The organism is Ruegeria sp. K11, from assembly GCF_056531905.1.
This window is the reverse complement of record NZ_JBQFMP010000006.1, coordinates 246323-270339: the sequence shown is the minus strand read 5'-3', so window position 1 is coordinate 270339 and position 24017 is coordinate 246323. Positions and strand designations below refer to the sequence as shown.

Annotated in this window: 33 protein-coding genes; 11 read left to right on the top strand and 22 right to left on the bottom strand. The window is 56.2% G+C overall.

The features are described from left to right. Window positions 1-209 precede the first annotated feature (209 nt). From ACR0K4_RS12200 to ACR0K4_RS12185, 4 genes are all read left to right on the top strand, one after another. Window positions 210-1211, top strand: coding sequence for a DctP family TRAP transporter solute-binding subunit (locus ACR0K4_RS12200; protein WP_480854181.1), 1002 nt, complete (start codon window positions 210-212; stop codon window positions 1209-1211). Window positions 1212-1326: 115 nt separating this feature from the next. After that, window positions 1327-2004 (top strand): TRAP transporter small permease, encoded by a 678-nt coding sequence (locus ACR0K4_RS12195; RefSeq protein WP_480520149.1) that lies wholly within the window; start codon window positions 1327-1329, stop codon window positions 2002-2004. After that, window positions 2004-3380 (top strand): TRAP transporter large permease, encoded by a 1377-nt coding sequence (locus ACR0K4_RS12190; protein WP_480854180.1) that lies wholly within the window; start codon window positions 2004-2006, stop codon window positions 3378-3380. Before ACR0K4_RS12195 ends, ACR0K4_RS12190 begins: the two co-directional genes overlap by 1 nt. Before the next feature lie 160 nt (window positions 3381-3540). After that, the gene (locus ACR0K4_RS12185) at window positions 3541-3852 is read left to right on the top strand and encodes a DMT family transporter (RefSeq protein WP_480520153.1); all 312 of its coding nucleotides are present in this window, start codon (window positions 3541-3543) and stop codon (window positions 3850-3852) included. 9 nt (window positions 3853-3861) lie between these two features. On the opposite strand, the gene tpiA is transcribed toward ACR0K4_RS12185, so the two are convergent. Then, window positions 3862-4611 carry a triose-phosphate isomerase gene (gene tpiA, locus ACR0K4_RS12180; RefSeq protein ID WP_480520155.1) on the bottom strand — a complete coding sequence of 250 codons (750 nt, stop codon included), beginning with the start codon at window positions 4609-4611 and terminating at the stop codon, window positions 3862-3864. A gap of 120 nt (window positions 4612-4731) precedes the next feature. Between tpiA and ACR0K4_RS12175 the strand changes: the two genes are divergently transcribed. Further along, window positions 4732-5646 (top strand): isopenicillin N synthase family dioxygenase, encoded by a 915-nt coding sequence (locus ACR0K4_RS12175; RefSeq protein WP_480854179.1) that lies wholly within the window; start codon window positions 4732-4734, stop codon window positions 5644-5646. Here ACR0K4_RS12175 and ACR0K4_RS12170 read toward each other — a convergent pair. After that, window positions 5643-6008, bottom strand: coding sequence for a HesB/IscA family protein (locus tag ACR0K4_RS12170; protein WP_480520158.1), 366 nt, complete (start codon window positions 6006-6008; stop codon window positions 5643-5645). The two genes, ACR0K4_RS12175 and ACR0K4_RS12170, sit on opposite strands and share 4 nt — an antisense overlap. Before the next feature lie 207 nt (window positions 6009-6215). On the opposite strand from ACR0K4_RS12170, the gene ACR0K4_RS12165 reads away from it, so the two are divergent. Beyond that, on the top strand, window positions 6216-6545 hold the full coding sequence (locus ACR0K4_RS12165; protein WP_480854178.1) for a hypothetical protein: 330 nt from the start codon (window positions 6216-6218) through the stop codon (window positions 6543-6545). Window positions 6546-6955: 410 nt separating this feature from the next. Here ACR0K4_RS12165 and ACR0K4_RS12160 read toward each other — a convergent pair whose 3' ends face one another. The 3 genes from ACR0K4_RS12160 to ACR0K4_RS12150 all read right to left on the bottom strand — a co-directional run bounded on the left by ACR0K4_RS12160 (window position 6956) and on the right by ACR0K4_RS12150 (window position 8582). Beyond that, the gene (locus tag ACR0K4_RS12160; RefSeq protein WP_480520162.1) at window positions 6956-7318 is read right to left on the bottom strand and encodes an SUF system Fe-S cluster assembly protein; all 363 of its coding nucleotides are present in this window, start codon (window positions 7316-7318) and stop codon (window positions 6956-6958) included. Between the two features lie 95 nt (window positions 7319-7413). Then, window positions 7414-7692 carry an NfeD family protein gene (locus ACR0K4_RS12155; protein ID WP_480854176.1) on the bottom strand — a complete coding sequence of 93 codons (279 nt, stop codon included), beginning with the start codon at window positions 7690-7692 and terminating at the stop codon, window positions 7414-7416. Continuing rightward, window positions 7692-8582 carry an SPFH domain-containing protein gene (locus ACR0K4_RS12150; protein WP_480520166.1) on the bottom strand — a complete coding sequence of 297 codons (891 nt, stop codon included), beginning with the start codon at window positions 8580-8582 and terminating at the stop codon, window positions 7692-7694. Before ACR0K4_RS12150 ends, ACR0K4_RS12155 begins: the two co-directional genes overlap by 1 nt. A 175-nt stretch (window positions 8583-8757) precedes the next feature. On the opposite strand from ACR0K4_RS12150, the gene ACR0K4_RS12145 reads away from it, so the two are divergent. From ACR0K4_RS12145 to ACR0K4_RS12125, 5 genes are all read left to right on the top strand, one after another. Then, window positions 8758-9669: a nucleoside hydrolase gene (locus ACR0K4_RS12145; protein WP_480854175.1), complete on the top strand. Its 912-nt coding sequence runs from the start codon at window positions 8758-8760 to the stop codon at window positions 9667-9669. 62 nt (window positions 9670-9731) lie between these two features. Then, complete coding sequence (tgt, locus tag ACR0K4_RS12140) at window positions 9732-10862, top strand: tRNA guanosine(34) transglycosylase Tgt (RefSeq protein ID WP_480854174.1); 1131 nt, start codon at window positions 9732-9734, stop codon at window positions 10860-10862. A 213-nt stretch (window positions 10863-11075) separates the two neighbouring features. Continuing rightward, a complete protein-coding gene (gene lon, locus ACR0K4_RS12135) occupies window positions 11076-13484 on the top strand; it encodes an endopeptidase La (protein WP_480520172.1) in 2409 nt (802 codons plus the stop codon). Between the two features lie 32 nt (window positions 13485-13516). Beyond that, window positions 13517-14020: a hypothetical protein gene (locus tag ACR0K4_RS12130; protein WP_480520174.1), complete on the top strand. Its 504-nt coding sequence runs from the start codon at window positions 13517-13519 to the stop codon at window positions 14018-14020. Window positions 14021-14104: 84 nt separating this feature from the next. Beyond that, window positions 14105-14755 (top strand): hypothetical protein, encoded by a 651-nt coding sequence (locus ACR0K4_RS12125; protein ID WP_480854173.1) that lies wholly within the window; start codon window positions 14105-14107, stop codon window positions 14753-14755. A 315-nt stretch (window positions 14756-15070) separates the two neighbouring features. Here the strand turns inward: ACR0K4_RS12125 and ACR0K4_RS12120 are convergent, their stop codons facing one another. The 17 genes from ACR0K4_RS12120 to ACR0K4_RS12040 all read right to left on the bottom strand — a co-directional run bounded on the left by ACR0K4_RS12120 (window position 15071) and on the right by ACR0K4_RS12040 (window position 24014). Then, window positions 15071-15847 (bottom strand): tyrosine-type recombinase/integrase, encoded by a 777-nt coding sequence (locus tag ACR0K4_RS12120; RefSeq protein ID WP_480854171.1) that lies wholly within the window; start codon window positions 15845-15847, stop codon window positions 15071-15073. Window positions 15848-15948: 101 nt separating this feature from the next. Then, a complete protein-coding gene (locus ACR0K4_RS12115; protein ID WP_480854170.1) occupies window positions 15949-16233 on the bottom strand; it encodes a helix-turn-helix domain-containing protein in 285 nt (94 codons plus the stop codon). Next, window positions 16234-16596, bottom strand: coding sequence for a hypothetical protein (locus ACR0K4_RS12110; protein WP_480854169.1), 363 nt, complete (start codon window positions 16594-16596; stop codon window positions 16234-16236). It abuts the gene before it with no gap. Continuing rightward, window positions 16593-16907 carry a hypothetical protein gene (locus tag ACR0K4_RS12105; protein WP_480854168.1) on the bottom strand — a complete coding sequence of 105 codons (315 nt, stop codon included), beginning with the start codon at window positions 16905-16907 and terminating at the stop codon, window positions 16593-16595. The genes ACR0K4_RS12110 and ACR0K4_RS12105 overlap by 4 nt, the downstream gene beginning before the upstream one ends. Before the next feature lie 236 nt (window positions 16908-17143). Continuing rightward, window positions 17144-17476 (bottom strand): hypothetical protein, encoded by a 333-nt coding sequence (locus tag ACR0K4_RS12100; protein ID WP_480854167.1) that lies wholly within the window; start codon window positions 17474-17476, stop codon window positions 17144-17146. A 12-nt stretch (window positions 17477-17488) separates the two neighbouring features. Further along, window positions 17489-17662: a hypothetical protein gene (locus tag ACR0K4_RS12095; RefSeq protein WP_480854166.1), complete on the bottom strand. Its 174-nt coding sequence runs from the start codon at window positions 17660-17662 to the stop codon at window positions 17489-17491. A 1-nt stretch (window position 17663) separates the two neighbouring features. Further along, window positions 17664-17906 (bottom strand): hypothetical protein, encoded by a 243-nt coding sequence (locus tag ACR0K4_RS12090; RefSeq protein WP_480854165.1) that lies wholly within the window; start codon window positions 17904-17906, stop codon window positions 17664-17666. Then, window positions 17903-18145, bottom strand: a complete 243-nt coding sequence (locus ACR0K4_RS12085) for a hypothetical protein (protein ID WP_480854164.1) — start codon at window positions 18143-18145, stop codon at window positions 17903-17905. Before ACR0K4_RS12085 ends, ACR0K4_RS12090 begins: the two co-directional genes overlap by 4 nt. Next, on the bottom strand, window positions 18145-19212 hold the full coding sequence (locus ACR0K4_RS12080; protein ID WP_480854163.1) for a hypothetical protein: 1068 nt from the start codon (window positions 19210-19212) through the stop codon (window positions 18145-18147). The genes ACR0K4_RS12085 and ACR0K4_RS12080 overlap by 1 nt, the downstream gene beginning before the upstream one ends. Next, the gene (locus ACR0K4_RS12075; RefSeq protein ID WP_480854162.1) at window positions 19209-19673 is read right to left on the bottom strand and encodes a hypothetical protein; all 465 of its coding nucleotides are present in this window, start codon (window positions 19671-19673) and stop codon (window positions 19209-19211) included. The genes ACR0K4_RS12080 and ACR0K4_RS12075 overlap by 4 nt, the downstream gene beginning before the upstream one ends. A 22-nt stretch (window positions 19674-19695) precedes the next feature. Beyond that, complete coding sequence (locus ACR0K4_RS12070; RefSeq protein WP_480854161.1) at window positions 19696-20442, bottom strand: hypothetical protein; 747 nt, start codon at window positions 20440-20442, stop codon at window positions 19696-19698. Next, window positions 20439-21164: a DNA cytosine methyltransferase gene (locus ACR0K4_RS12065; protein ID WP_480854160.1), complete on the bottom strand. Its 726-nt coding sequence runs from the start codon at window positions 21162-21164 to the stop codon at window positions 20439-20441. The genes ACR0K4_RS12070 and ACR0K4_RS12065 overlap by 4 nt, the downstream gene beginning before the upstream one ends. Continuing rightward, window positions 21161-21700: an ASCH domain-containing protein gene (locus tag ACR0K4_RS12060; RefSeq protein ID WP_480854158.1), complete on the bottom strand. Its 540-nt coding sequence runs from the start codon at window positions 21698-21700 to the stop codon at window positions 21161-21163. The genes ACR0K4_RS12065 and ACR0K4_RS12060 overlap by 4 nt, the downstream gene beginning before the upstream one ends. Before the next feature lie 58 nt (window positions 21701-21758). After that, window positions 21759-22034, bottom strand: a complete 276-nt coding sequence (locus ACR0K4_RS12055) for a nuclease domain-containing protein (protein ID WP_480854197.1) — start codon at window positions 22032-22034, stop codon at window positions 21759-21761. A 38-nt stretch (window positions 22035-22072) separates the two neighbouring features. Next, window positions 22073-22411 carry a hypothetical protein gene (locus tag ACR0K4_RS12050; RefSeq protein WP_480854157.1) on the bottom strand — a complete coding sequence of 113 codons (339 nt, stop codon included), beginning with the start codon at window positions 22409-22411 and terminating at the stop codon, window positions 22073-22075. A gap of 246 nt (window positions 22412-22657) precedes the next feature. After that, complete coding sequence (locus tag ACR0K4_RS12045) at window positions 22658-23272, bottom strand: lambda exonuclease family protein (protein ID WP_480854156.1); 615 nt, start codon at window positions 23270-23272, stop codon at window positions 22658-22660. After that, the gene (locus tag ACR0K4_RS12040) at window positions 23265-24014 is read right to left on the bottom strand and encodes an ERF family protein (RefSeq protein ID WP_480854155.1); all 750 of its coding nucleotides are present in this window, start codon (window positions 24012-24014) and stop codon (window positions 23265-23267) included. The genes ACR0K4_RS12045 and ACR0K4_RS12040 overlap by 8 nt, the downstream gene beginning before the upstream one ends. Between the last annotated feature and the right edge of the window lie 3 nt (window positions 24015-24017).

Here is a 24017-nt window from a genome sequence, read left to right as displayed (position 1 = left end):
GGCGACGGGCCGTGTGGGATTCCGCACACTTTGGGCTCACCGAAAATTTCGCCATGCGGGTTGGGTTCGCAATGCAATGAAAATAAACACGAATTTTGAACCCGACTGATATCAAAACAAAAAGTTGAGCTGAAATCTGTGATTCGGTTCACTGCGCTTCGTGAGACGCGATTTGCGCGTCGATTAGGAAGTCTGGGAGGAAAAGACTGATGAAATTCCTGACAACAGCTGCGACCGCATTGGCGCTGACAGTGACCGCAACCGCTGGCATGGCCGCCTGTGACGATGGCGAGATTGTCGTCAAGTTCGCGCATGTGACCAACACCGACAAACATCCCAAGGGCATCGCCGCTTCGCTGCTGGAACAGCGCGTCAATGACGAGATGAATGGCGTGATGTGTGTGGAAGTATTCCCGAACTCGACGCTGTACAATGACGACAAGGTGCTTGAGGCGATGCTGCAGGGCGACGTGCAACTGGCCGCTCCGTCGCTGTCAAAGTTCGAGAAGTTCACCAAGCAGTTCCGCCTGTTCGATCTGCCGTTCATGTTCAAGAATGTCGATGCCGTGGATGCGTTCCAGGCCTCGGATGCCGGTCAGGCGATGAAGGACAGCATGCAGCGTCATGGCCTGCAGGGCTTGGCCTTCTGGCACAACGGTATGAAGCAGATGTCGGCGAACAAGCCGTTGGTTGAGCCCACAGATGCGGATGGTTTGAAGTTCCGTGTTCAGTCCTCGGACGTTCTGGTTGCACAGATGGAGGCCATCGGTGGCAGCCCGCAGAAGATGGCGTTCTCGGAAGTTTACGGCGCGCTGCAGCAAGGTGTTGTGGACGGGCAGGAGAACACCTGGTCGAACATTTACGGCAAGAAGTTCTTTGAGGTGCAGGACGGCATCACCGAGACCAACCACGGCATCATCGACTATCTGGTCGTGACCTCGGTTGACTGGCTGGACAGCCTTGAGCCGGAAGTACGCGATCAGTTTCTGACCATCCTGTCCGAGGTAACCGAGATCCGGAACAAGGAAGCCTTTGCTGTGAACGAAGCGGCCAAGCAGTCGGTGATCGATGCCGGCGGCACCATCCGCGAATTGAACGCGGATCAGCGTCAGGCCTGGGTCGATGCGATGAAGCCCGTTTGGGACAAGTTCGCAGGCGATGTCGGTCAGGACAAGATCGACGCTGCTCAGGCGATCAACGCCGGGTTCTGATCCCGGTCGAGGCCGCGCGTCGCGGGACTGGGGAGTTATCGACGTGCAGGCCGGGCGGGCCGCATCAAGGCCCGCCACTTCTTACTCTCATCACACAAATTGCGGGGACAATGAGATGTCTGGTGCGAAACCCGGCTCTGGCGGGCTGGTCGACCATATCGAAGAGACGATGATCGCGCTGCTGTTGGGGGTGATGACAGTCGTCACCTTTGCCAACGTGATCGCGCGGTTCGTCTTTAATTCCAACATCCTGTGGGCGCTTGAGCTGACAGTTTTCACCTTCGGCTGGCTGGTGCTCTTGGGCGCATCCTACGCGGTGAAGAAGCACGCTCACTTAGGTGTGGATGCAATCCTGAACATGCTTGCCCCGGCACCGCGCCGCGTTTTGGCGCTGATTGCGGTGGCGTGCTGTCTGGTGTTCTCGCTGTTGCTGCTGAAGGGCTCGTATGACTACTGGGCCGTGTTCGCCGACTTGCCGCCCACCTCGGGCCGCTGGTTCCCGACCGGGTTCGACACCGGTGCGCGCAGCCAGAGCTTCTATGAAGTCGACGACATCCCCATGGTCGCACCGCTGCGTTTTCTGGAGGACATGATCAACTATGGCGAGGGCTATGAAAAGCTGCCCAAAGTCGTGCCCTATCTGGTGTTGCCGGTGTCGATGGTGCTGCTTGTGATCCGCTTTTCGCAAGTTGCCGTTCAAATCTGGCGCGGTGAAACCGACCGCCTTGTCGCCAGCCACGAAGTCGAGGACGAGATCGAAGAAGTCCGCGCTCAGCAAGGGATGCATGACTGATGGATGTTGTACTTCTATTCTCGATGGTCATCGGCCTGCTGTTGATCGGTGTTCCGATTGCGGTGGCGCTTGGCCTCAGTTCCACCCTGTTCCTGCTGATCTATTCCGACAGCTCTCTGGCCTCGGTGGCGGGCACCCTGTTCGAGGCGTTCGAGGGGCACTTTACCCTGCTTGCGATCCCGTTCTTCATTCTGGCCTCGTCCTTCATGACGACCGGCGGGGTGGCGCGGCGGATCATCCGCTTCTCGATTGCCTGTGTGGGGCATTTGCCCGGCGGCCTGGCGATTGCGGGTGTGTTCGCCTGTATGCTGTTTGCAGCGCTTTCTGGCTCGTCCCCGGCAACCGTTGTGGCCATCGGTTCCATCGTCATCGCGGGTATGCGTCAGGTGGGCTATTCCAAGGAATTTGCCGCCGGTGTGATCTGTAACGCAGGCACGCTGGGCATCCTGATCCCGCCCTCCATCGTGATGGTCGTCTATGCCGCGGCTGTAGAGGTGTCGGTCGGACGCATGTTCCTGGCAGGCGTTATTCCGGGCCTGATGGCCGGTCTGATGCTGATGATCACCATCTACATCATGGCCAAGGTCAAGAACCTGCCCAAAGGCGACTGGAAGGGTTGGGGCGAAATCTTCACCTCGGCGCGCGAAGCCGGTTGGGGCCTGTTCCTGATCGTCATCATTCTGGGTGGCATCTACGGCGGTATCTTCACCCCGACCGAGGCTGCTGCGGTGGCCGCCGTCTACGCCTTCCTGATCGCCAGCTTTGTCTACAAGGACATGGGGCCGCTCAGCACCGAAGAGGGCACGCCGAACCTGCCGCTGATGAAGAAGCCCTATGCGCTGGTCACGGCGTTCTTCCACCCCGATACCAAGCATACACTGTTCGAGGCAGGCAAGCTGACCGTCACGCTGCTGTTCGTGATCGCCAACGCGTTGATCCTGAAACACGTGCTGACCGACGAGCAGGTGCCTCAGCACATCGCCAGCGCCATGCTGTCGGCGGGGCTGGGTCCGGTGACCTTCCTGATCGTGGTTAACGTGATCCTGCTGATCGGCGGTCAGTTCATGGAGCCCTCGGGCCTGCTGGTGATCGTCGCGCCGCTGGTGTTCCCGATTGCCATCGAACTGGGCATCGATCCGATCCATCTGGGCATCATCATGGTGGTCAACATGGAGATCGGGATGATCACGCCTCCGGTCGGTCTGAACCTGTTCGTGACCTCGGGCGTTGCCGGTATGCCGATGATGGGTGTTGTGCGCGCGGCGCTGCCGTTCCTAGCGGTGCTGTTCGTCTTCCTGATCATGGTCACGTATATCCCATGGATATCGACCTTCCTGCCCAACACGTTCATGGGGCCAGAGATCATAACAAACTAGGCCAAACCAAATCGAGCATTGAAACCGGGCGGCGTCGCTGCCCGGTTTTTTTTGTCATCTGTTGAACGGCGGGCGGGAGTTCTTACGTAAAGGTGCGAGGACGACCTCTCCATCATGGATGATCATTCGGGACGACCCGAAGTGATGTGAGGGTTCTCAAATGGCCTGGATATATCTTCTCTTTGCTGGTCTTCTGGAAATAGTTTGGGCTGTGGCCATGAAACAGTCCGCAGGTTTCACCCGTTTGTGGCCAACGGCGATCATGGGCGTGTCCATGATCGGGTCGTTCGGCCTGTTGGCGCTGGCGATGCGGACACTGCCGCTGGGCACGGCCTATGTCATCTGGACCGGAATCGGCGCGGTGGGCGCGTTTCTTGTCGGGATCATGCTTCTGGGCGAGGCCGTTACGGCCATGCGCGTTTTCGCGGCGGCTCTGATCGTGGCGGGGCTGGTGACCATGAAACTGGCCTGAGCGCGTTGCTCAGGCCGATTGCAGCGCGTCGATAATGCCCGCGAAATCCTGCGCCTTCAGGCTCGCGCCTCCGACCAGTGCGCCGTCTACGTTCGAGACGGCAAAGATCTCGGCGGCGTTGCCCGGTTTGACCGACCCGCCATATAGCAGTCGCACCGAGCGGCCGACGCCTTCGCCAAAGCGGCGCTCCAGCCGGTTGCGGATGAAGTCATGGACCTCGCCGATCTCTTCCAGCGTCGGGACCTTGCCGGTGCCGATGGCCCAGATCGGCTCATAGGCGATGATCAGGTTTTCGCCGGTCGACTGATCGGGGATAGAGCCCGACATCTGTCCACCGATGATATCCAGCGTATTGGCCGCCTCGCGCTGTTCCAGACTTTCGCCCACGCAGATGATCGCCTTGAGCCCGGCATCCATCGCAGCGCGCGCCTTGGCGCGGACGTCTTCGTTTTGTTCTGCATGATCCTCGCGCCGTTCGGAATGGCCCAGGATCACAGCGCTTGCGCCCGCATCTACCAGCATTTCGGCGCTCAGATCACCGGTATGCGCGCCCGATTTGGCGGCGTGGCAATCCTGCCCGCCGACCGACAGCGCCGTCCCTTCAACCTTGTCCGCCGCGCGATGCAACAGGGTGGCCGGAGGGCAGATCAGAATGTCGACGGACGCCGAGGGGAAGGAAACAGAAAGCTCTGCAAGCTCATCCAACGCCGCGCTGGTTCCGTTCATTTTCCAGTTACCCGCTGCCAGTTTGCGCCGCATTGGTGTTCCTCCGGTTTTTGTCGTTGCCTGTTTCCGATAACACTGTGGTCGCGCCATGACAATTCAGCTAACAGTCGCTGCGCTGCAGGGTCGTGCCGTGCGCAGATTTCCGAGGTGGATATGATTGATAACCTGAACCTGAGAAAACTGGATCAGCGTGATCCGGAGGAGTTGACCAAGTTGCGCCGCGCGGTCGGGCAAGTTGGGTTTCTGACCGTTTCGAACACCGGGCTTGATGCGGATCGCGTGGGCCGCGTAATTTCGGCTTACCGACAGTTCTTCCATCTGCCTGAAGACGTAAAGCGCACCGTCGATATGGCCGATACGGGCGCAAATCGTGGATGGGGGGCACCCCAATCCGAGCAGGTCGATCCCACGGCCAATCCGGATTTCAAAGAAGTCTTTGACTGCGGTTACGAACTGCCACCCGAAAGCCCCTATGAAGGCCGTGATCTGAGCGTCTACGCCCCAAACCTCTGGCCTGCCGGCGCGGACTCATTTCGGACGACTGTTCAGGCCTACTATACCGATGCCTGCGATGTCGCCATGCGGGTTCTGCGGGCTATAGCGGCTGCACTGGGGCGTGATGAGACGAGCTTTGACGACGCCTTCCATACGCCGATGGCGCTGCTGAGAGGTAATTTCTATCCGACCCGACCGGATTGGGCGGGGGCCAAGGATTTTGGGATTGCAGCGCATACTGACTATGGCTGTCTGACGCTGTTGGCAACGGATGGCGCGCCGGGACTGGAAGCGCTGCTGCCAGATGGCACATGGCAGGCGGTTCAGGCCGAGCCGGGACAGTTCATCATCAATTTTGGCGAAATGCTGGAGTTTTGGACCGCCGGAGAGGTCAAGGCTACGTTGCACAGGGTCAAAGGCGGATCACAGGAGCGGATTTCCGTACCGCTGTTTTTCAACCCGTCATACGACACCAATGTTGCGCCGCCCGGATCCGAAAAAACGATCAGCGCCGGTGATCATCTGACCCGACGCTTTCACGAGACTTACGTGCATCTGAAAACAGCGGGTTAACGAGGTGCCTCAAGGCTTTCGTCGAACTTGATGGACTCTCCGCATCCGCAAGCATCGACCACATTTGGATTCCGGAACTTGAAGCCCGATTCCAGCAAAGAGACTTCATAGTCGATCTCGGTGCCAAACAGGAACATTTGCGCCATCGGCGCGATCATCACGCGGGCTCCGTCCTGTTCCACGACCTCGTCATTGGCGTCTGCCTCATCGACGTAGTCCATGGTGTATTCCATACCGGCACAGCCGCCTTTTTTAACGCCGATCCGCAAACCGGCATGACCGCCAGTTTCCATCAGGCGCACGATCTGCTGTGCAGCTTTTGGTGTTATGGTCACGGCTTGTTTGCCGGGAATGCCAAACATGGATGGGCTCCGTTCTCGCGTCTTGTCTGTAATCTAGGCGTCATGGCGGTCGGGCTCAAGGCTCTGCGGTATTTGGACGCTTCGAGTTTTTGACCTTTATGGTTTGGGACGCACGGATGAACAGTTGCCAGCTTTTAGGCGTTGAACGTAATCTTGCCTTATGGGTCGGGGCGTTCAGTTGCGGCAAATGATTGAGGAGAGCATTGTATGTCGTTGAAGTATAAAGATATTACTTTGTGCGTCTTGCTGCCATTGATAGCTATGTGCAATGCCGCCACGGTATATGCCGAGGGAACAGAGAAGAGACATCCGGTCAATTGCGCCACCGCCGAAGGAGATTTGCGCGCCATAGCCGCCGAAAAAAAACATGCGCAGGACAAACAGTTGGAAAGTGTGATTGCCGTGACACCTGCAGGGGCTTTGCTGGGATTGGTGACTGGAACCGAGCACAAGAGACTGAAAATGTTGTCAGGTGACTACGTCAAGCAGCTCGATCAGCGCGCGGCTGAAATCAAATCGACTTGCGATGTGAAATAGAACGGCGGCGCTTTGGGATTACAGTGGTCCATACCGCTGGCGCGATCCGGATGATTGCGTCAGCAGCCTGCATTAGCGTTCTTGCCAAAGATACGTTCATGCCTTTGATGGGCTGGCAATCAACGCCGATGTCCAGGCGTGTGTGACATTCAGCACTGCGTTGGTGGACTATGCGGAGAGATGCCCGGCGATGTCGACCGGAATTGACGCGATTGTTCCGGCGGGCAGAGTATTGATTTTCATCTGCAGATCATACTGCGCATGACGGTAGGTCAGGTGGTGATCTTTTGCGAAATAGCGCCGCACTCCACCCCAGCTGTACCGGTACGGGTCGCTGCAATCCCGAATTCTTCCGCGTTTTCCGGGGTCAGTAGCTGATCGCCAAAACGTCTGTTGGTAAACGCGCCGGTTTACATGAAACCCAATTCCAGACGGGCCTCGTCGGACATCATCTCCATACCCCAGGGCGGTTCCCATGTCAGTTCGACGTCCACGTCCTTGACACCTGCCACCGGTTCGATGGCTTCAACGATCCAGCCGGGCATCTCGCCTGCGACCGGACAGCCGGGGGCCGTCAGTGTCATGATCACCTTGACCGAGTTTTCGGCGGTGATGTCAATTGTGTAGATCAGGCCCAGGTCGTAGATATTGACTGGGATTTCAGGGTCATAGACCGTCCGGCAAGCGTCCACAACGGGTTCGTACAGAGGATGCTCGATCGTTGAAGGCGCGATGAGCGGGCTGCCTTCAAACTGTTCACTCGGATGGGTCATTGAAGCCTCGGGTCTGTTACCTGAGAGTTTATATAGGGAAAGACCCGGGCACCGTCCAGAGGTGCCGTGGCGCCCCGGTCCCGTGTGATGTTCGATCAGTCGTTGATATCGTGGTTAAAGGTCTTCACTTGGCCATGGGGTAGGGCAAAGATTTTTCGCAACACCAGCCATGCGACAAGTGACAATACGGCAAAGATCAACAGCAGTACTGGAAGCACAGGGACCATGCTGGGGATCAGCAATAGTAACCCAGTGATGGCGGCCCCGATCGCGAAGCCCAGAAATATGAAGCCCGGCAGAGTTACCTCTGCAATGGCCAGCACCAACGCAGCCGCCAGCCAAATCCACCAGGTCAGCCAGAACGGATCTGCCATTACTTGCCTCCCTTTAGCATCTTGAACGCGTCGCCAAAGGCTTCGAGCGCGTTGGCAGGCACAACGATAGTCTGAGAGCCAGTCCCGCCACCCAACGTATTCAGCGCCTCGACCTGTTTCAGCGCGACCTGATATTGCGCGGCCTCAATCCCGTTATCTTGAATCGCCTTGGCGACAACGCTTGTGGCAAAGGCCTCGGCCTCGGCCTGAATGCGGCGGGCCTTGGCGGTTTGTTCGGCGGCATAAAGCTCGGCATCAGCCTGCAATTCGACCGCGCGTTTTTGGCCCTCGGCTTCGGTCACCTGCGCCCGACGAGCACGTTCCGCGTTCAACTGCTGAAGCATCGCATCGCGCGTCGCCTGATCCAGATTGACGTCCAAAATCTCGGCGCGGGTTACTTCGATGCCCCAGTCGTCCACGGCGGTTTCGACGCTTTCCTGAATGCGTTCAATCAGTTGCGCGCGGTTTGATTGCACTTCGTCCAGGTCCATTTTGCCGATCTCGGCACGCACGATCCCGGCGACGGTCGTGGCGATTGCGCCATCAACATCCCGGATACGGTAGACGGTCTTTTCCGGTTCGAGAATGCGGTAGAAGACCGACGTATCAATCTGGACCAGAACGTTATCCTTGGTGATCGCGTCCTGGGTGGCATTTGGCAATTGGCGTTCAAGAATGGATATCTTGTGTCGTGCAACATCCAGAAAAGGAACGATAAAGTTGATTCCAGGTCCAAGAACAGAATGCAACCGCCCAAAGCGTTCGACGACGTATTTCTCGGATTGCGGGACGATCTTTATCCCCTTGAAGATGACCGCGATAACAAAGGCGGCCGCCAGCAGGTATACCAGATTTGATGTCAGCAGTCCGATAATCTGTTCTTCGGTCATGTCTGTCCTCTATTATTGTGTACGACAGTATACATTTGGGAATTGAGTCGCCTGATTGCAACTCAGGTATGGATTGTACGGGTATGAATTGGAATGTGTGAACGTCTTTACCCGGCATCCAATTTGCAGGCTGTGACAGCTTTGCATCCCATTGCGTTTGCGGTATCGCACCGGGATGAAACTTATTATCGACACAGACCCTGGTATCGACGACGCATTAGCGATCGCGTATGCCGCCGCTGCGACGGGTATTGATCTGGTGGGTCTGACGACCATCTTCGGCAACACCCATGTCCACCAATCCAGCCGCAACGCACGGTTTTTGCAGGCCAAACTGGGGTTGGATGTTCCGGTCGCCGAAGGGGCCCCGTTTGCTTGGGGGCAAGATTGTCATACCCCCTCCAAGCATGTGCACGGTCCAGAAGGGTTTGGCGATGTTATAGACATCCCTCAGATTGGCGAGAACCATGCCTTGCCAGCCGCCGAGTATCTGGTCCAGATGGCGCGTGCGCATAAGGGAGAACTGGTTGTCTGCGCAGTGGGACCCTTGACCAATATCGCCGATGCGATCCGGCTGGATCCCGCGTTCTCTTCTAACCTGGCAAAACTGGTGATCATGGGTGGTGCGGTGTTTTGCGAGGGCAATGTGACGCCTCATGCCGAGGCCAATATCTACCATGATATACAGGCTGCGGATGCAGTGTTTTCAGCCCCGTTACCATCGGTTCTGGTCGGGTTGGATGTGACGCTGAAAACGCTCTATGAGGGCGCGGATTTCGAGGCGCTGGCGCGGCGATCACCCGATATTGGCGGATTTCTACGCGACATCTCTCGGTTTTATCTGAGGTTTTACCGCGAGCTCGGTGGGTTGGAAGGCTGTGGCCTGCACGATTCAACAGCAGTGATTGCCTGCACGCATGATGCAATGTTCGACACTGTTTTGACCGGAATTCATGTGGTCCAGGACGGACCCGAAGTTGGCGCGACCCGGGTTGATACGTCCAGACCCGCCATACAGGTCTGCCGCGATGTGGATGGGGCAGGGGTCGTGCGGTTGTTTACCGAAACGGTCGCAACGCTTCCTTGATCGCTTGCATTGATGCAGCAGATACGGCAAAGCCTGCGCGGTTGCAGTCCCGAGGCAAATACATGACCCAGCGATTTTCATTCCAGTTGAACGCCACAGATGGACGCGCCCGCACGGGTGTCATTCAAACTCCTCGGGGCGAGGTACGAACACCGGCCTTCATGCCGGTGGGAACTGCGGCCACAGTCAAGGCGATGATGCCCGAAAGCGTGCGCGCGACCGGTGCCGATATGTTGTTGGGCAACACCTATCACCTGATGTTGCGACCAACGGCAGAACGGATCGATCGGTTGGGCGGATTGCACAAATTCATGAACTGGGACAGGCCCATTCTTACGGATTCGGGCGGGTTTCAGGTCATGTCACTGGCAAGCCTGCGCAAGCTGACCGAAAAGGGCGTGACCTTCAAATCGCATATCGACGGTTCGAAACACGAGCTGTCGCCCGAACGGTCAATGGAGATTCAACGCCTGCTGGGCTCGGACATTGTGATGTGCTTTGACGAATGCCCGGCATTGCCAGCCGACCGTGACCGGATCGCCGAGTCGATGCGCCTTTCGATGCGTTGGGCCGAGCGTTCGCGCGAGGCGTTTGGTGATCGTCCCGGTCATGCCCTCTTCGGTATCATGCAAGGTGGTCTGGAAAAGGACCTGCGGGAAGAAAGCGCCGCCGCGCTTAAGGCGATTGGCTTTGAGGGCTATGCGATTGGTGGTCTGGCCGTGGGTGAGGGGCAGGAGGCGATGTTTGACTGCCTCGATTATGCACCAGAGTTTCTGCCGACAGACAAACCGCGATATCTGATGGGGGTTGGCAAGCCCGATGACATCGTCGGCGCGGTTGCGCGCGGTGTTGATATGATGGATTGCGTGCTGCCTTCGCGCTCGGGGCGCACGGGGCAGGTTTTCACCCGCAACGGCGTCGTAAATATCAAGAACGCGCGTCACGCAGATGATCCACGTCCACTGGACGAACAATGCACATGTCCGGCCTGTAAAAGTTATTCCCGCGCCTATCTGCACCATGTATTCCGCGCAAATGAGATGATCTCGGGTATGTTGCTGACCTGGCACAACCTGCATTATTTCCAACAGATCATGCAGGAAATGCGCGATGCGATTGCTGCGGGCACCTTCGCGCACTGGCAGGCTGAGTTCCACGCAACACGCGCGCAGGGCGACATTGAACCGCTTTAACGCGCATTGATCCCAATACTGTGCTAAAATCCGTGGATATGTCCCGTGGATACCTTGCGGTCCCCGAAACCTCGGGTCATTGTGCGCTGCGATACACGGCGGAAAGGTTGAAAAGGGGATACAGGTGCCCCACCTTTATCGTCCAAACAGGAGATGGCCAAAGGTTGCCTGAATCAGGGACCGCTGCCGTCTTGCCAATGATAAGGATAGAGCATGCAAGAGCCTCTGAATTCCTCATACCCCGTCCTGCCGCTGCGCGATATCGTGGTGTTCCCGCATATGATCGTGCCGCTGTTCGTGGGCCGTGACAAATCGGTCCGCGCGCTGGAAGAGGTTATGCAGGATGACAAGCAAATTCTGTTGTCCAGCCAAATCGATCCGGGTGACGACGATCCCGAGATCGACGGAATTTATAAGTCCGGTGTTCTGGCCAATGTTCTGCAATTGCTGAAACTGCCCGACGGCACCGTCAAGGTTCTGGTCGAAGGACAGGCACGGGTGCAGATCACTGAGTTTCTGGAGAACGATCAGTTTTTCGAAGCCCGGGCGGAATATGTCACCGAAATCCCCGGCGACGTCACAACGACCGAGGCTTTGCTGCGCACCGTTGCGGATGAGTTCGAGCGCTATGCCAAGGTGCGCAAGAACATTCCCGAAGAGGCGCTGACCGCTGTTGGTGAAACCGCAGAACCGGCGAAGCTGGCCGATTTGGTCTCGGGCCATTTGGGTATCGAAGTCGAGCAAAAACAGGAACTGCTTGAAACGCTCAGTGTCAGCGAACGGCTTGAGAAGGTGTATGGCCTGATGCAGGGCGAAATGTCGGTCCTGCAGGTCGAGAAAAAGATCAAGACCCGCGTTAAATCCCAGATGGAGAAGACGCAGCGCGAGTATTATCTGAATGAGCAGATGAAAGCCATTCAGAAGGAGCTTGGCGATGGCGAGGACGGTAGCAACGAAGTTGCCGAAATCGAAGCCAAGATCAATGAAACCAAGCTGTCGAAAGAAGCGCGCGAAAAGGCTGAAGGCGAGCTGAAGAAGCTGCGCAACATGAGCCCGATGTCGGCTGAAGCCACCGTCGTGCGCAACTACTTGGATTGGATTCTGGCGCTGCCGTGGGGCACCAAGTCGCGCGTCAAAAAGGATCTTGGCCGCGCGCAGGATATTCTGGACGCTGATCACTATGGGCTTGAGAAGGTCAAGGAACGCATCGTCGAGTACCTTGCGGTTCAACAGCGTTCGAAAAAGCTGAAAGGCCCGATCCTGTGCCTTGTTGGCCCTCCGGGCGTGGGTAAGACCTCGCTGGGTAAATCGGTCGCAAAGGCCACAGGGCGCGAGTTCATTCGCATTAGCCTGGGTGGTGTGCGCGACGAATCTGAGATTCGCGGCCACCGTCGGACCTACATCGGTTCGATGCCCGGCAAGATCATTCAGGCGCTGAAAAAGGCCAAAACCACGAACCCGCTCATCCTGCTCGACGAGATCGACAAGATGGGGCAGGATTTCCGTGGTGACCCGGCTTCGGCGATGCTGGAGGTGTTGGACCCGGAACAGAACAACACGTTCATGGACCATTATCTCGAGGTCGAATATGACCTTTCCAACGTGATGTTCCTGACCACGTCGAACAGCTATAACATGCCCGGGCCTCTGCTGGACCGGATGGAGATCATCCCGCTGGCCGGTTACACCGAAGAGGAAAAGAGCGAGATCGCAAAGCAGCATCTGATCGACAAGCAGGTCAAGAACCATGGTCTGAAGGCCAAGGAGTTTGAACTGACCGATGAGGCGCTGCAATCGATCATTCGCACGTATACCCGCGAGGCGGGGGTGCGGAACCTCGAACGTGAGATCGCCAAAGTGGCGCGGAAGTCGCTGACCAAGATCATCAAGAAAGAGGCTGAATCAGTCACCGTGACGCCGGACAATCTGGATGATTTCCTTGGCGTGCCCAAGTTCCGCTATGGTCTGGCCGAACAGGACGATCAGGTTGGTGTCGTAACCGGTCTGGCGTGGACGTCCGTCGGTGGAGATCTGCTGCATATCGAGGCTCTGAAACTGCCCGGCAAGGGTCGGATGAAGACCACCGGTAAGCTGGGCGATGTGATGAAGGAATCCATCGATGCGGCCTCGTCCTATGTGCGGTCGATTTCACCTCAGATCGGGGTAAAACCGCCGAAATTCGATACGTTGGACATCCACGTCCACGTACCGGATGGCGCGACGCCCAAGGATGGTCCTTCGGCGGGTCTTGCGATGGTGACCTCGATCGTGTCGGTCCTGACGGGTATTCCGGTGCGCAAGGACATCGCCATGACAGGCGAGGTTTCATTGCGTGGCAATGCCATGCCCATCGGTGGTTTGAAAGAAAAGCTGCTTGCGGCGCTGCGCGGCGGGATCAAAACGGTTCTCATTCCTGAAGAGAATGAAAAGGACCTGGCTGACATCCCGGACAATGTGAAGGAAGGTCTGAAGATCATTCCGGTCAAACATGTTTCTGAAGTCCTGGAGCAGGCGCTTATTAGCACTCCCGAGTCCATTGAATGGGATGAGGCAGCAGAAGAAGCTGCGGCTGCCGCCGCGAAAGCGGCGGGAAGCAGTGGAACGTCGGCGACGGCGCATTAACTCGCTGTTTCTGAGGACATGTAGGCGGGCCATTGGCTCGCCTATTTTTTGTTTCAACAGAAACTACGTGGAAACACTATCACAATACAGCGCCGTGTGATTTTGTAGCACTGGAATGTGGTCGTTGTTTTTGCGGCAATGCAAATACCGGCGCGACGCTGAGAGAATGTATAGGGCTAGAATTGAAACTCACTCTTCACATTGGCATGGCAAAGGCTGGGTCGACTTCAATTCAAGATAGCCTTTACGCCGCGAGGGAAAACATTCAGAAATACGGATGCATGTATCCTGAGCCAATTTACATCAGATCACGCCACCATTGGTTGCAGCCGCTGGTTTACACCGATTTGAATCCGGATTCTTCTGTCGTGGCACGAATGGGGTTTACGGCCGAATCTGCCAAAGAAAAAGCGCTCGAAGAGTGGGAAAACCTTCTAAAGCAATTGAAGGCGAAGAAGCCGGAATACCTGGTTCTGAGTAGCGAAGTACTTTTCAAAACTTGTTCGAAACAAGAGATCGCAAGGGCGCGGCAGTAATTACCAAGCATAGCAGATGAGATTCAGGTTCTGGCCTACATTCGCAGCCCGGTTAAGCGGTATTTATCGAGTGTTCAGCAAGCCTTGAAATCCCGAAACCAAATCGTTCAACCCCACGGCACGTCAATTGCGAAAACGCTGGACTCTTATCGGCTTATTTTTGATCAAGATGTAAAAGTACGTGCTTTCGAGAGAGAAAGATTGGTGGAGCGGGATATCGTCGCAGACTTTCTTGATTGGTCCAAACTACCGATCCCATTTGATGAGCTTCCGAAGGTGAATAGCAACGAAAGCGTTTCCGCCGAAGGCATGGCTGTTTTACACGAGTTGTCACCCAGCGAAAGCCCACGTAACAAGGAAGAGACACTACTGAAACGCAAGCGACTCGATGCCGTTTTCCAAGCGGATCAGGCAATTGATTTTCCCACAAAACCTAATCTCCGACCGGAGGTCGTTGAGTACATCACTTCACAGTGCAAAGAACTACCTTTGCTTCGTGACAAGTATGGTTTGGAGTTTGATGACATCGACTACGGAATTGCGCAGCTTCGATCAGGTCAAGCCTTGCAGATAACGCGCATCGATCAATTGTGCGCCTATAATTCGGAGCGGAAGGAGGCGGTGTTGCAATTGGCCAAAGCCAAGTTTGATCAAAGCATGGGACGTAAAGACAAGCGGCATTGGTCAAATAAAACCAAAGCAGTTCTCGGTAAGTTGCAGTCGCTATTTCGGTAATTTGGAGGATAGAATAATCCCCAACGCAGCATGGAACGCTCCGGTACCTTCGGACCAGAAGCAGCCGACGGGCCAATGGTCAGCAAAGCGAATGCACCAAAAGGTCAGCAAGATGCGTAAACACGCGTGATCAAGGGAAGTGGTGGGTGATAAGAGATTTGAACTCCTGACATCTTCGATGTGAAAAAAGATGGCCCTAGCCAAGTTATTGATCTCTCGTCAAAGGCCCTCTTCTTAACGGGAATGTTCGCCAAGGATTCCGGGTTTGTCCAAGGTGTTCCAGTTCATTGAACTAGGGAACACTTCTTTTTGGGATCACTTCACTCCGCGAACTGCCGTGAAGTCCACCACGTCCGCAGCCTTGCGGAGGTGATCCGGACTGTAGCGCGCATACACCCTCTCCGTGACTTGAACATTCGAGTGCCCGAGATATTGGCTAATCTCACTCATCGGCACGCCTGCCTCGGCCATGTGAACGGCGGCGGTATGGCGGAAGACATGCGGGCTCACTTCTGCGACCTCTGCGCGCTTGGCGGCATTTACGATGCCCTTGCGGATGCTCTTTACCGGCCCACCGGCCCACTCAATCACATAGTCACTGAGCGCAGCTTTGCGGGCCTCTTGCAGTGCTGCTCTAAGGCCCGCATTGATCGGAACCACCGCACGCCCCTTGCGCGTCTGTGTGTCGCCTGCACGTAAATTAATCTGGCCTCGGTCCATATCTACCCGATCCCATGTTAGCTCCAGCAGAGCCCCAACGCGGGCCGCAGTTGAAAGCATCAGGATCATGGCCAGCTTGATATGGGGTTCACACTTGACCGAGAGTAGGCGATTGATCTCGTCTCGCGTCAGATACCTTTCCTTGGGGGCGGGCTTGGATGGGCGCTCTATGACTGGTGCGCGGTCAATCATGCCATGCTTATAAGCCCAGTTCACAACTGAGCGTAGATGCCCAAGTTCAGTCCAGATTGAACCGTCAGCAATTGAGGATTTGCGCCGAAGGGCGGCGTAAGAACGGCTGTCATCGACGGTAATCTGATCGGGCCTCAACGCCCCGAAGTGTGGCAAGACCGCTTTGCCTGTGTACTTCATTGTCTCGGCAATAGGTCGGTCTTCGCGGTCTTTAACGTAGGCACTCCAAAGGTCATTGATAGTGCTTCCGGTGTCTCGGTGTGCCTTGCGCCGGTAAAGGTCTATTGCCTCTGCTTCGGCTTCCTTTCGCGTGCGTGCGTTAAGCTGATGGCGGGTTCTCTTGCCGTCTGGCCCGTTCCAGTAGACGCAGAATCCGCCGCGCAGTCTTCCAAGCTTGATGTCTGGCACGACTCATACTCCTTCACAGCGTCCACAGGTATGCGGATCATGCGTCCAACTCGAAAACCGCGCAACTCCCCACGTTTGAACAGTTGGCGGATGGTCTCGCTCGAACAATCCCAATGATCGGCCAAGCTTTCCGGGGTGTAGGGTTTTGCTGGTATCATCTACTCACTCTCCCGTAGCGCGGCGCGGGCGACTTTCGGTATTGCATCTTTGATTGACTGCGCATCGTACTGACCCGCCTTTGCATCCATGCCGCATTCTGTCGCCAGCCATTCGCCATCGCTCATGAAATTGTGGTGCCACCTTCCGTCTCTCTCGTGACCCACGTTGTACGCGTTCCAAAGGTTTTCTTCGCGTTCTGATACAAGCTTTGCACTTAACTCCTCTATCCGCTTCTGTGCGGCTGTGAGGTCAGGCTTTAGGGCGCGAAGCTTTTCCTTCGCGACGTACAGGCTCCGACCATCCATCCTGTCGATGTCCAGAATAATGCTGTCGATCCGCTCTATCAGCTTGGTGTCAGTCATTGGGGGCGTCCTTCCGCCGCCGCCATTGCTGCCATCGTTTTCAGATGGAAACGTTCGATTTCATCCACCCACTGCTCCATGAATTTTAGGTCTCCGTCGGTTTCGCTGATCCCATCATCGAGGCCAGCGTTCACGACGGCGAACAACTCAGCGGCACCAGCGAAGAAGCAGACACGCATCTCATTCATCTGCTCTGGTCCGGCACCGGGGTAGACGTGCGCGGCAAACACCTTGAAGCACTCGTCTATCAGTTTTCCACGGCGTGCCATTTTACGGATTTGATTCCGGGTCATTTTGTCGATGCTTGGCATTGTCTACTCCGGTGCTGGCTGCGTTGTGATTTGAACGGGTGGGTGACCGACGCCTAGAATGGTGAGCCTGACAGCCCCGCCAGATTGCAGTTCAGCTAACTCCTTCGGTGTCGGCTCCCATACGGACGTCATATGGTCCACGCCGTCGATCACCTCATCTTTGATCGCGAGCGCGTAGTATTCGTCTTGGGACTCAGCAAGGACGCGTGTTGCGTTGGATATTCGCAATGGCTGCATCACCCATCCTCCTGTTCGAGAGAGGACAGCGCTGTCTCGGCAATGTTGCCAACTTCGATCCAGTCGGCGTCCAACGGGCAAACATCATCGTGGTCGTAATTTCCGAGGTTCAGTTCATAGTTTACGGCTCGGTCGATTTGTTTAAGCGCCGTCCTTGCGGCTTCCAGCTTTGCTTGGAGGGTGGCGTAGTCCTCGTATCGGACGTATCGCCCTGAATGGTGCGGGGCCATTTCAGGCTCTTTTGTATACTCACATCTTGAGAGATCGAAGCCTGGAACCATAATCGGCTCGAACCGTTCAATCGCGTCACGCTCAGCAGCTTTTGTATTCATGAGGGGTCCTCCTCAGTCCAAAATCAAATCGGATTCGTCAGGATCGAAGGCCATGAAAGCCGCATGGTTCCAGCGACGAAGCTTTTCTTCTTCGGTCTCACCGTCTCGTTGTTCCCACCAAGAGGATTGACCCTCTCTGCGATCCCAGAGTCCGTTACCGATTGGCGCTTTGCTTTCACGTCGCATCTCACTCCTCCTCGGTTTGGGCTATCAGGGCGACATTGTTCAGGAGGCGTTCGACAGCAGGCCAATGATCGGCCCTGCAGCGCATGCACTCCCAACCTGTTTGAAGTGTTCCTCCGCACATGGTGCAGTTGGATTGCTGCGGATCGAATGAGGCCGGTAAGATATCGATTTTAACGTTTGAATTATCTGGCGGATTATCCAGCCACGGCGTCATCTTCGCTTCTAGCTCCTTGAGGGGTGTCATGGGGTGACCTCCGATGCGTGATAGAAGGGGACCGGCTCAATCTCGATTTCGTACTTCTTCCATTCACCGCCAGCCTCATTCACATAGCACTCGAATGGGCTGTCATATTCGGCAGTGAAAGCGCAGTACCAAGCTGCCCATTCCTCTGCGGCGCTGCTGGCAAAGATAGCTTCAATCTCGCGCTCGTAGGCGGTTGAGCCGTCTTCATCGACGTACAACGCGACAAGGTATTTGGTCATCACCCTTGCTCCTTCTGAGAGAGGGCGCGGCGTTCCTTCATCCGACTGATGATCGAGGTTAGAATGCGATCCGCGTTGTAATCGTCATCCAGCATCCAGCCGTCATACTCGGCGATTGCTTCGTCTATGATGTCCCAAGCCTGTCCGCGCTGTTGCTGGTGGTCTACGCTGTTCGCCGCCTCCTGCACCGCAGCCTCGTCCGTTGCGGGGTGTGGGGTGGGGGCGTTGATTGGTTCACCGTAGTCAACAACGCGTTGAATTGTCGCGTCCGACGGGCCTCGCCTCCAACCAAATTGGCCGTTGGTAAATCCACAGTCAGCTAATGCCTGTCGTGCGTCGCGGTCACTGGCGTAATCCCCGAAAAAAACTGCAGGGCCTCTCAACTCGTTGCCAGACGTATAGGTCGTGACCCGGTATCGAACTGTGAATTGACACGTGCCAATCTCAAACCCGTTATCATCCATATCCCGCCACCCGTTCTGCGGATCAAGCACCTCTGGGCGCATACGTGACGCTTCGGCTTCTTCGTCGGCCCTGCGGTGAAGGTCGGATTTTTGGGTGGGTGGTAGAGCCTCAGATAAAACAGACAGGAAGGCTTTAACGGCTTCGAAGCCCTTCGCCCGATAAACTGCCTCCCACAGATCGTCGAGATTGACCGGCAATTTGGTTTCCCGTTGCTGTAGAAACTCAGAAAGCACACGGGCCGAATGTCCTACGTCGTCCCCGTTCTGCGGATCGGCCACATCTGAGGGGGTGAGGGCGCGCTTGTCTCCGAACACCTTGAGCGTGCGATTGTCATCCTGAAAGCTGGCTGAGAAGGTGCCGTAAAGCGTAATCTCTCGTCCGTCCAGCCCGATATATTCAAAGCGCGTCAACCCTGTTTGCATCTCCTCACAGCTAGGAGTGGCGCGGGCAAATTCCGCTTCCAACTCCTGAACGCGGGCTGAGAGGGCGCGCAACGTGGTCGCCGCTTCTTTCCCGTCTGATAGCGTCGGGCGCATTGCCGAAACGGGGTACTCAAGGCGCTCACAAATCGCCTCTACTGCCTCTACGCTGATATCCGTCATGCTGCTACTCCAATGGAAGGTTTGCGTTCACGAGCCAACTCAAACACAAGCAATCCACCCTTGGTGCGTCCACACCGGGTCCAACCGGCACACTCAAAACAGTAACCCGGTCGGCCGGGACGGATGCGCTTCTGATTGACGTATGTGTAATGCCGTTCACCAGGCCAGCAGAGATCAGCGATAGCGTCAGCCTGTCGGATAAGCTCTGAGGAGAGGATAGGGCTTTCGTTTCTGAACACGGCACAGTTGACGCCCGTCTGTCCGCTGGCGTCGATGAACTTTCGCCAAACAAAGAGCGCATCAGCGGATAGCGTTCTGAGGACGATCTTCTGACCGGGCCCGCAAAATAGTTTCCGTTTTCGTCCGTCCTTGTATTCATAAGCTGAATAGTGCCTCTCGTACATTTTGAGGCATGACAGATCGCCGTCTTTGGTAAGCCACCAGTGAAGTTGATCCGCCATGCAGTTCTCCTGTGGAGTGGGGTTAGGATTCGGTTGCGGCTTCGACACCGCTCATGATCCGGCCACCGGAGACAACCATCGATGGCGCAAAACCGCCCCGACATATCGGCAACCACTGTTCGTATGTTGCCGTCATCCGGCCAAATGCTGACGCCCCGTTGTCAGCCAACCAGCGCGCAAGTTGTTCCGGCGTCTCGAAAACAGGCGATATCGGAGTCCCTTCGCTGACGTCTTCGTACATGCAGAAATGGGTCGCAGTTCCCGGAGCAAAATCCGGCATGTAACTTTCTTTGACAGGGCATTCGCCATCCCATTCTTCGTAGGGGTAAGTCATATCCTTGTCTTTGGGTTTCCAGCCGCCGCTGTAGTCGCTTCGAAAGCCCTTATTCCATTGGGCTTTACCCTCTTCCCACTCGGCTAACCGCTCGGAAAATGAGCCGTCAAGCAAAGGTTTGAAAAAACCCTTCTCATTCTTTGGATGCTTCCAATCTGGGGGAGCCATTCGAACTTCTCGGCCCATTATCTCATCCTCTCTGGCTGGGGGCATCAGTCCTCGAACCTGATACCCGCTCGCGTTTGTTCTCCGTTCGGGCGGCGGGGTTCTCTCTCCCTCTGTCACGCCTTGATTGAGCGGCGTTCCCTGCGTCGGATTAGCCATCTTTTCCGTGCAACCGGCCCGGATTACTGGCGCATGGTGTCCTCCTTTCATTGCAACGGTTCGCTGCGAGAAAACTGGTGCACTTCTCTGGCTGGGGGTGAAGGGGGTCATGCGGCTTCTCTTTCGAGAATGGCATGCCCAAGCAATTCAGGAATTTGGGGAACTACGGCGTTTCCGATTGCCTTATTTCGGTGAATCCCGTCGGGTATCCCATGACCTGTTCCGCGGTCTCTGGAACCGGATACCGTTGGCCAAGCCGGAGGCTGCACCAGTCCTGCCAGTTGTTCCTCTCGGGATTTTTCTTGCCACGCCGCGGCGATAGCCGGCCACCCTTGAATGCCGTCGCATTGGGGGTCGGCCACAATCCAAATTCGGTCCCGAAGCTGGCGGCAACCAACGTAGGAAGCCGGTATGCAATGCCACTCCGCGTCATACCCGATCTGGGCCATGGCCCCGAGAACCGCCCCCAGCCCTCTATCAAGCAAAGCTGCCACGTTCTCCAGCAGCAACTTGGGGCGTCCCACCATGCAAACGGTTCGTAAGATATGCCAGAAGAGTCCTGAACGGTCCCCGGATAGTCCGGAACCCGTTCCAGCGAGTGATATGTCCTGACAGGGAAAGCCGCCCGTAACCAAGTCCACGGGTCCGATAGCGTCAAATTCGGCAGTCGTGACATCTTCATAAATGGGGACCTCAGGCCAGTGTTTCGCCAATACCTTGCGGGGGAATTCCTCGATTTCGCAGAACGCCACGGTTTCAAATCCACCCGTGCGCTCTAGTCCAAGGCTGAATCCGCCAATTCCGCTGAACAGGTCGAGAACTCGCAGGGTCATGCGCCCTCCGCATCGATGTTGTGGGGGTGGGCGGTGAACAGGTCTTGAGTTTGTGCTCTTGGTGGTTTTGCCTCTTTTGGAAGCATCCATTTGGCGGGCTCTGGGAAACCCGATACGCGCCGTTCCTGCCAATTGAAGTAGCCCAAAGCGCCAGAAACCGGCGTTGGAATACATGATTGAGGATCACGCAAAACCAAGCCTCGCGGACCAAAGAACCATGGCGACAGGCTATCGCTCACGACATCGATCACCTCGACCGAGCCAATGATCGCGCCGCGCCACAAGTCTATTGCAGGAGGGCATTTCACGCCGATCTCATCCATAAACGCAGCGGCGTTGACGTATTCTTCGCGGGTCATGCCCTTGGCTGCGTGAACGGCGATCCTCCCACGCACAGCCAACCCATGGTTCACGGCCTGCCAGCTTCGGTTTTCGATGTCCTTACCCGCGAAGATAATCGCCCATGCCCACGGTTGGCGCACAGAAAGGGCTTTGGTTGGCAAGTCCGCCCATTCTATCTTGGTCTGTTGGGTCATATCCGTCTCCTGGGTCAGTCCTGATCGCGTAGGACGGTGGTGCCGTTGATCTTGCGGGTCATGGGGTCAGCGTCCCGAAGTGCGCATAAACAGCCCACTGAGTGCGTCGGATGGCGCGGTACAGATCGTCTGTTGAGACCCTGCCCTCGTTTGCGTGACAGTCGGAACAACCGTGATATGCCCAGAAGTCATGGGGCTTTTGCGCGGCTCCTGTTCCGGTTTCCCGGCGCGAATGGCACAGGACCACTGTCTCTGTGTTGCCGTTGCACCACTGCGATTTCATCTGGCATTCCTTGCCTCTGGCGAACTTGCGCAGATCAGGCGAAACGAGCATTTCAACGCGCTGACCGAGAGGGGGCTTGTTCATGAGATTCATGCCGCGCCTCGCAGGTTTGAGTTTATCGACCGCCAGACGTTGATTACTTCCAAGGCTGCAAGCCGAGTTGCCAGCAACTCCTCATGCTCCACGGTGGCATGGTAAAGCTCATCAATGGCATCTTGGTACTCGGTGCTGGCGTACGCTTCCCGCTCTTGCGCTGCTGCGGATTTCTCACCGCTGGCCTTCATTGCCAAGGACTTGATGACGCGCAGTCTGTTCTCACATCTATCACGATGGGCCTTTGCTACTGCGATGGGCTTAGCGTTGTGAACGAGCCATTCGGTGGAGTTCTCAGCGCGTTCTTGAGTGATGGGGCCATTAAGAGCGTGCATGGGCGTCCTCCGATCTGATGATTGCCATGTCGCTCTTGATGGTGCCTATCTTGACGCCCAGCATTTCGGCTAGCTGTTGCTGAGAGTGCCCGCGCCCCATGAGTTGGCGTAGGGCATTATGGCGCTGCGCTACGGCGGGTGTCCTGCCTCGGTTCATCAAGTGATGACCCATAGGTCCGGCGGCGGTTGTGCGGCGCAGCTTCCGATTGCAGAGAACCGCGTCTGCCCTCATTTGCTCAAGGAGAGTCATGCGGCTTTCCCCGATATCTTTCCAAGTGTGGACGTCATCTCATCCACTGAGGCGATAAAGTTTGTGACCGCTTCGACAATCTTCGAAGAAAGCCCGGCATCAGGTTCAACGCGCTTGATGAACATTTGCAGATCCGAAGGCAGGGCAGGGCAGAACGAAACAAAGTCACACCACCTGCGCTCTGTGCAAATCAGTTGCCAATGCACTTGCAACAGATAGTCCTTTTCTATTTCTCCAGTGCTAAGAGTGCCGATGTGGGTGTGCGGGGCAGGGCATTTTATCTCAACCAATCCTTGCGTGCCGACCAGCCCATCGGGACTGGCTCCGCTGCCTTTCAGAGTTGGGTGGTCAATGAATCCAGTCTCATCTACTTCAAGACCGGTTTGAAGCTCGTACATCGCTCGGGCTTGAGGCTCAGTCTCCGTGCCGTGCAGCATAGATATCCCGGTGAAGAAGTCCTTGCTTTCCCCGGTCAGCCGTTCGCAGATCAATTCGGCGCGATACTCCTGGTAGCCCTTGGTAGACGGCTTCATCATTACAGACTTGATCCGCGAAGCCGTGACTTTGCCTAGCCGCTCTTGATGCCATTCTGGGGTTCCCTGCTCAGCCATTGGCCTTGGCCTCCATATATTTGTTGAGACGCTTGATTGCGTCGTCGTACAGGCTGGCAGGGAATTGCTGTAAATCGGCGCTGTCAGGTTCCTTGTGACCAAAAGCCAAGTGGAACTTTCGAGGTTCCATGCCGCTTTCTTCCAACTTATTGCGAAGCGCTACGTACTGCTCAGCGGTGACCGGCGCAGCAGGAGCGCCATTCCCGTCATTGTCATCCCCGATAGCGATGTCGAACACGGCGCAGAACAGGTAGCGGCGACCGTATGACGTGGTGCTTCCGTATGCATGAGTTTGTGTCTTGTTCGCTGTGCCCTTCATGCCTCGATCATCAATCGGCACCTCTGACACATCGCTAACGGAGTGGCCCGCGCGGCTAAGCGTCCACCGCATGTTGATGTACCCGTCTCGACCGCCGATCACCGGTACAGCGCTGAAACTGAAACCATGCTTAGCCAGAATGGGTTTGCACTCGTCGTAGATGTCTTTCAGTTTTGCAAACTTGCTGCGGGTTTGGTCATTGTCGTGTCGCGCCGCAATGGCGGGCATTTCTGCCTGGGCCGCAGCTTTTGCTTCGTTGAAAGACGTCTCTGCTGCCTTATCCTCAAGACGCTCTTTCATGGCAAGCATTCGTTCCAGCTTGTCAATATCGGCGTTTGGGTCCATCGCTACACGCTCAATCATGGAGACCATAGAATCGGCGGGCAGCAGGTTATCGGTTTCTACTTTCGCAACTTTGTTCATCTC

Coding starts and splice junctions, on each gene's coding strand:
- ACR0K4_RS12200 (WP_480854181.1), top strand. CDS start 210: ATGAAATTCCTGACAACAGCTGCGACCGCATTGGCGCTGACAGTGACC.
- ACR0K4_RS12195 (WP_480520149.1), top strand. CDS start 1,327: ATGTCTGGTGCGAAACCCGGCTCTGGCGGGCTGGTCGACCATATCGAA.
- ACR0K4_RS12190 (WP_480854180.1), top strand. CDS start 2,004: ATGGATGTTGTACTTCTATTCTCGATGGTCATCGGCCTGCTGTTGATC.
- ACR0K4_RS12185 (WP_480520153.1), top strand. CDS start 3,541: ATGGCCTGGATATATCTTCTCTTTGCTGGTCTTCTGGAAATAGTTTGG.
- tpiA (WP_480520155.1), bottom strand. CDS start 4,611: ATGCGGCGCAAACTGGCAGCGGGTAACTGGAAAATGAACGGAACCAGC.
- ACR0K4_RS12175 (WP_480854179.1), top strand. CDS start 4,732: ATGATTGATAACCTGAACCTGAGAAAACTGGATCAGCGTGATCCGGAG.
- ACR0K4_RS12170 (WP_480520158.1), bottom strand. CDS start 6,008: ATGTTTGGCATTCCCGGCAAACAAGCCGTGACCATAACACCAAAAGCT.
- ACR0K4_RS12165 (WP_480854178.1), top strand. CDS start 6,216: ATGTCGTTGAAGTATAAAGATATTACTTTGTGCGTCTTGCTGCCATTG.
- ACR0K4_RS12160 (WP_480520162.1), bottom strand. CDS start 7,318: ATGACCCATCCGAGTGAACAGTTTGAAGGCAGCCCGCTCATCGCGCCT.
- ACR0K4_RS12155 (WP_480854176.1), bottom strand. CDS start 7,692: ATGGCAGATCCGTTCTGGCTGACCTGGTGGATTTGGCTGGCGGCTGCG.
- ACR0K4_RS12150 (WP_480520166.1), bottom strand. CDS start 8,582: ATGACCGAAGAACAGATTATCGGACTGCTGACATCAAATCTGGTATAC.
- ACR0K4_RS12145 (WP_480854175.1), top strand. CDS start 8,758: ATGAAACTTATTATCGACACAGACCCTGGTATCGACGACGCATTAGCG.
- tgt (WP_480854174.1), top strand. CDS start 9,732: ATGACCCAGCGATTTTCATTCCAGTTGAACGCCACAGATGGACGCGCC.
- lon (WP_480520172.1), top strand. CDS start 11,076: ATGCAAGAGCCTCTGAATTCCTCATACCCCGTCCTGCCGCTGCGCGAT.
- ACR0K4_RS12120 (WP_480854171.1), bottom strand. CDS start 15,847: ATGAAGTACACAGGCAAAGCGGTCTTGCCACACTTCGGGGCGTTGAGG.
- ACR0K4_RS12115 (WP_480854170.1), bottom strand. CDS start 16,233: ATGATACCAGCAAAACCCTACACCCCGGAAAGCTTGGCCGATCATTGG.
- ACR0K4_RS12110 (WP_480854169.1), bottom strand. CDS start 16,596: ATGACTGACACCAAGCTGATAGAGCGGATCGACAGCATTATTCTGGAC.
- ACR0K4_RS12105 (WP_480854168.1), bottom strand. CDS start 16,907: ATGCCAAGCATCGACAAAATGACCCGGAATCAAATCCGTAAAATGGCA.
- ACR0K4_RS12100 (WP_480854167.1), bottom strand. CDS start 17,476: ATGAATACAAAAGCTGCTGAGCGTGACGCGATTGAACGGTTCGAGCCG.
- ACR0K4_RS12095 (WP_480854166.1), bottom strand. CDS start 17,662: ATGCGACGTGAAAGCAAAGCGCCAATCGGTAACGGACTCTGGGATCGC.
- ACR0K4_RS12090 (WP_480854165.1), bottom strand. CDS start 17,906: ATGACACCCCTCAAGGAGCTAGAAGCGAAGATGACGCCGTGGCTGGAT.
- ACR0K4_RS12085 (WP_480854164.1), bottom strand. CDS start 18,145: ATGACCAAATACCTTGTCGCGTTGTACGTCGATGAAGACGGCTCAACC.
- ACR0K4_RS12080 (WP_480854163.1), bottom strand. CDS start 19,212: ATGACGGATATCAGCGTAGAGGCAGTAGAGGCGATTTGTGAGCGCCTT.
- ACR0K4_RS12075 (WP_480854162.1), bottom strand. CDS start 19,673: ATGGCGGATCAACTTCACTGGTGGCTTACCAAAGACGGCGATCTGTCA.
- ACR0K4_RS12070 (WP_480854161.1), bottom strand. CDS start 20,442: ATGACCCCCTTCACCCCCAGCCAGAGAAGTGCACCAGTTTTCTCGCAG.
- ACR0K4_RS12065 (WP_480854160.1), bottom strand. CDS start 21,164: ATGACCCTGCGAGTTCTCGACCTGTTCAGCGGAATTGGCGGATTCAGC.
- ACR0K4_RS12060 (WP_480854158.1), bottom strand. CDS start 21,700: ATGACCCAACAGACCAAGATAGAATGGGCGGACTTGCCAACCAAAGCC.
- ACR0K4_RS12055 (WP_480854197.1), bottom strand. CDS start 22,034: ATGCTCGTTTCGCCTGATCTGCGCAAGTTCGCCAGAGGCAAGGAATGC.
- ACR0K4_RS12050 (WP_480854157.1), bottom strand. CDS start 22,411: ATGCACGCTCTTAATGGCCCCATCACTCAAGAACGCGCTGAGAACTCC.
- ACR0K4_RS12045 (WP_480854156.1), bottom strand. CDS start 23,272: ATGGCTGAGCAGGGAACCCCAGAATGGCATCAAGAGCGGCTAGGCAAA.
- ACR0K4_RS12040 (WP_480854155.1), bottom strand. CDS start 24,014: ATGAACAAAGTTGCGAAAGTAGAAACCGATAACCTGCTGCCCGCCGAT.